The following is an 814-nucleotide window of genomic DNA, read 5'->3' on the forward strand; positions in this document are numbered from 1 at the left end:
GGGCAAAACTGCCCACCCTACGCCTGCTGCATGGAGCACTGGCGCAAAACTGGATTCGCGTCCTATTGTATGTTACCGCTTGACAAAGGTTAATTGTCTAAGGGGGACGGCAAGGTGCCAGCAACAACAGCGAATCTGAGCGGGGTCGTCATTAATGAAATCGGCTTCGATCCTTCCGGAGTGTCACAAGACCTGAACGGGGATGGTGTCGGCAACAGCTCTGACGAATTTATCGAACTGTACAATAACAGCGGTTCTCCGGTCGACATTTCCGGCTGGGAAATCTGGGAAAGTGGCGTATTGCGGCACACTGTCCCGGGCGGCACGACGATCCCGGCGGGCGGGTACTACGTTTCGGTTGATCGCGCCGCGGGCACGACCAACCCGATCCAGAACGTGAACGGGTCAGATGCGGATTATTCGGACTCTGCCTACGGACTCGCCGACAACGACTACATCTTTCTCTACGATCCGAACAATAATGAGTTCGTCGTATTTGCGGGGGATACTGCTTTGCCCGCGAGCATCACTGCGGGAATCGGCCTGCTGACATCTGCACATCCGGGGGCCGCACAAGTCGGACCAACAGAGGACGGTGTTGCCTCTTCGACTGGTAATTCCGTAGGCCGCGACACCGATGGAGATACAACGTGGCTCAATTCGACACCCACGATCGGGGACGTCAACTGCTTTGCGGCTGGAACTCTCATCACGACGCCTGATGGCGAGTGCGTGGTGGAAGGGCTGAAGATCGGTGATCGGGTTCTCATCGCCGATGGCACAGCAGTTCACGTCAAATGGATCGGACGTCAGA

General features: G+C 56.6%; 1 protein-coding gene. It reads left to right on the forward strand.

What is annotated here, in order from left to right:
• Window positions 1-114: 114 nt before the first annotated feature.
• On the forward strand, window positions 115-814 hold a 700-nt coding region (locus BKY26_RS20755), incomplete at its 3' end, for a lamin tail domain-containing protein (protein ID WP_227435110.1).

The organism is Nioella sediminis, from assembly GCF_001879695.1.
In the GTDB taxonomy this organism is placed as follows: Bacteria; Pseudomonadota; Alphaproteobacteria; order Rhodobacterales; family Rhodobacteraceae; genus Nioella; species Nioella sediminis.